The organism is Dietzia sp. DQ11-44, assembly GCF_014145205.1.
GTDB lineage: Bacteria > Actinomycetota > Actinomycetes > Mycobacteriales > Mycobacteriaceae > Dietzia > Dietzia natronolimnaea.
This window is the reverse complement of record NZ_JAALEC010000109.1, coordinates 1-3488: the sequence shown is the minus strand read 5'-3', so window position 1 is coordinate 3488 and position 3488 is coordinate 1. Positions and strand designations below refer to the sequence as shown.

3 protein-coding genes are annotated in these 3488 nt (G+C 70.0%); all 3 read left to right on the top strand.

All coding sequences use genetic code 11. From position 1 onward, the window contains the following. The coding region (locus G6018_RS03355) for an AMP-binding protein (RefSeq protein WP_241731981.1) at positions 1-1620 on the top strand (1620 nt) is incomplete at its 5' end. A 122-nt stretch (positions 1621-1742) separates the two neighbouring features. Next, positions 1743-2528, top strand: coding sequence for an electron transfer flavoprotein subunit beta/FixA family protein (locus G6018_RS03350; protein ID WP_179525538.1), 786 nt, complete (start codon positions 1743-1745; stop codon positions 2526-2528). 51 nt (positions 2529-2579) lie between these two features. Further along, a partial coding sequence (locus tag G6018_RS03345; RefSeq protein WP_182638715.1) for an electron transfer flavoprotein subunit alpha/FixB family protein occupies positions 2580-3488 on the top strand: 909 nt, incomplete at its 3' end.

Sequence of the window (3488 nt, the reverse complement as noted above, 5' to 3'; positions counted from 1 at the left end):
TCAGGACTCGACACCGCTCTCACCCCGCTGAGCTTCCTGGAGAAGGCCGCTCGTGTGTTCCCCGAGGCGACCGCGGTGGTGGACGGCCCCCGCCGCCAGAGCTACGCGGAGTTCGCCGATCGCGCCACGCGGCTGGCCTCACTCCTGCGGATGCGCGGGGTCGCCCGGGGCGACCGCGTCGGGGTGCTCGCGCCCAACTCCGCCGAGGCGCTGCTCGCACAGTTCGCGGTCCCGCTCGCCGGCGGGGCGGTGGTGGCCCTCAACACCCGCCTCGCGGCCCCGGAGGTCGCGTACATCACCGAGCACGCCGGGATCTCGGTGCTCATCGCCGACGCCGGTCTCCTGGCCGGGCTGGGGGACGAGGTCCCGGAGTCGATCAGTCTGATCCTGGTGACCCCCGACGCCGACGGCACCCAGCCGGACCCGGCCCGCTTCGGTCCCCGCGCCGAGGCGCTGGAGGAGGGTCTGGCACTGGCCTCCCCGCAGCCGGTGTCCTGGGCGGTGGAGGACGAGGACGCCGTGATCGCCGTCAACTACACCTCGGGCACGACGGGGCGCCCGAAGGGCGTCATGTACACCCACCGCGGTGCCTACCTCAACGCCCTCGGGGAGATCATCACCCAGGGACTGGACGCGGACTCGCGCTACCTGTGGACGCTCCCGATGTTCCACTGCAACGGGTGGTGCACGACGTGGGCCCTGACCGGCGCGATGGGCACCCACGTGTGTCTGCGCGCCGTCCGGGGCGATGAGATCTGGAGACTGTTCGACGACGAGGGGATCAACCGCCTCGCCGGCGCCCCGGCGGTGTTGAGCACGATCGCCGACGACCCGGCGGCCCGGCCGGTGACGGGGATCCGCATGGTCACCGCCGGCGCCCCGCCCTCGCCCACGATCCTGCGACGCTTCGAGGACCTGGGCATCGACGTGACGCAGGTGTACGGGCTCACCGAGACCTACGGGCCGTTCACGGTGTGTACGCCCCAGCCCGACTGGGCGGACCTGGACCCGGACGAGCGAGCGGGCCTCAAGTCCCGTCAGGGCGTGGCCATGATCCACGCCGACACGGTCCGGGTGGTCGAGCGGACCAGCCCCGGCGAGAAGCACCTCGTCGACGTCCCGGCCGACGGCGTGACGATGGGCGAGGTCGTCATGACGGGCAACGGCGTGATGAAGGGGTACTTCGCCGACCCCGAGGCCACGGCGACCGCGTTCGCCGGGGGTTGGTTCCACTCGGGCGACCTCGGCGTGATGCACCCGGACGGGTACGTGCAGCTGCTCGACCGCGCCAAGGACGTGGTGGTCTCCGGCGGCGAGAACATCTCCACGATCGAGGTCGAACAGGCGATCGCGGCGCACCCCGACGTGGTGGACTGCGCCGTGGTCTCGATGCCCGACGAGAAGTGGGGTGAGCGTCCGAAGGCGTACGTCGTGGTGAAACCCGGTTCCGACCTCGACGAGGACGGTGTGATCGATCACTGCCGGACCAGGATCGCCCGGTACAAGGTGCCCGGTGCGGTGGAGCTCACCGAGGCCCTGCCGCGCACCTCGACCGGCAAGGTCCGCAAAAACGAACTCCGCGACGCCGCGTGGTCGGGGTGGGACAAGCGCATCAACTGACGGCCCCGCTCCTGCAGGGTGGGCCCGGGTGACGTTATTGTTGTCCCCAGGACCACAATCCGGTGCGCCCGGCCAGTTCGGATCGCACCCAGCCCCGACTCGCAGGAGGTCGACGCAGGCCCATGACGAACATCGTCGTACTGATCAAGCAGGTTCCGGACACCTACTCGGAGCGCAAGCTCTCCGATGGGGACTTCACCCTGGACCGCGAGGCCGCGGACGCGGTCCTCGATGAGATCAATGAGAAGGCCGTTGAGCAGGCTCTCCAGATCAAGGAGGCCGAGGGGGGCGAGGTGACCGTCCTGACCGCCGGTCCCGACCGCGCCACCGAGGCGATCCGCAAGGCCCTGTCGATGGGGGCCGACAAGGCCGTCCACCTCAACGACGAGGCGCTCCACGGCTCGGACGTCGTCCAGACCGCGTGGGCCATCGCCAACGTGCTGGGCACGATCGAGGGCACCGAGCTGGTCATCTGTGGCAACGAGGCCACCGACGGCCGCATGGGCAGCGTCCCGGCCATCATCGCCGAGTACCTGGGCCTGCCGCAGGTCACCCACATGCGCACCCTCGAGGTCTCCGGCGGGACCATCAAGGGTGAGCGGGAGACCGACGAGGGCATCTTCGAGATCGAGGCGTCGCTGCCCTGCGTCGTGTCGGTCGGAGAGAAGATCAACGAGCCGCGGTTCCCCTCCTTCAAGGGCATCATGGCCGCCAAGAAGAAGCCGGTCGAGGTCCTGACGCTGGCCGACACCAACGTCGAGGCCGGCCAGGTGGGCAAGGACAACGCGGCGACCACCGTCACGTCGTCGGTCCCCAAGCCGCCGCGCAGCGCCGGTGAGAAGTTCACCGACGAGGGCGAGGGCGGCAACGAGGTCGCCAAGTACCTCGTCGCGCAGAAGCTCATCTGATCGCGCTCACCCCGACCGACTCCCACCAGTCTTTTTCAAGGAGAATCCACCATGGCTGAAGTCCTCGTCGCGGTCGAGCACGTCGACGGCGAACTCAAGAAGGTCACCCTCGAACTGCTGACCGCCGCACGCGCGCTCGGTGAGCCGTCCGCCGTCGTGTTCGGTGAGACCGGCACCGCCGCAGCGCTCACCGACGCCCTCAAGGAGGCCGGCGCGGAGAAGATCTACGTGGCCGAGGGCGACGCGGTCCAGAACTACCTCGTCACGCCCAAGGTCGACGTCCTCGCCGGGCTCGCCGAGCAGGGCGCGGCGGCGATCGTCCTGGCCGCCACGTTCGAGGGCAAGGAGGTGGCGGGTCGCCTCGCGGCCCGTACCGGTTCCGGCACCCTGTGTGACGTCGTCGAGATCAAGTCCGACGGGTCCGCGGTCCACTCGATCTTCGGTGGCGCGTTCACCGTCGAGGCGACCGTCGCCGGCGACACGCCCATCTACACCCTGCGCCCGGGCGCCGTCGAGGCGTCGCCGTCCGCCGGGGCCGGTGAGGTCGTCGAGGTCGACGTCCCCGAGCCCGAGAACGCCGCCAGGGTCATCTCCCGCAACCCGATCGTCGGTGGCGACCGTCCCGAGCTCACCGAGGCGACCGTCGTCGTCGCCGGTGGTCGTGGCGTGGGTTCGGCGGAGAAGTTCGAAGAGGTCGTCGAGCCGTTGGCCGACTCGCTCAAGGGTGCGGTCGGTGCCTCGCGCGCCGCCGTCGACTCGGGGTACTACCCGGGTCAGTTCCAGGTGGGTCAGACCGGCAAGACCGTGTCGCCGCAGCTGTACATCGCCCTGGGGATCTCGGGCGCCATCCAGCACCGCGCCGGGATGCAGACGTCCAAGACGATCGTCGCCGTGAACAAGGACGAGGAGGCCCCGATCTTCGAGATCGCGGACTACGGCGTCGTCGGCGATCTGTTCAAC

Excerpts from the sequence above, each read along its gene's own strand:
- G6018_RS03350 (WP_179525538.1), top strand. The coding sequence starts at position 1,743 with ATGACGAACATCGTCGTACTGATCAAGCAGGTTCCGGACACCTACTCG.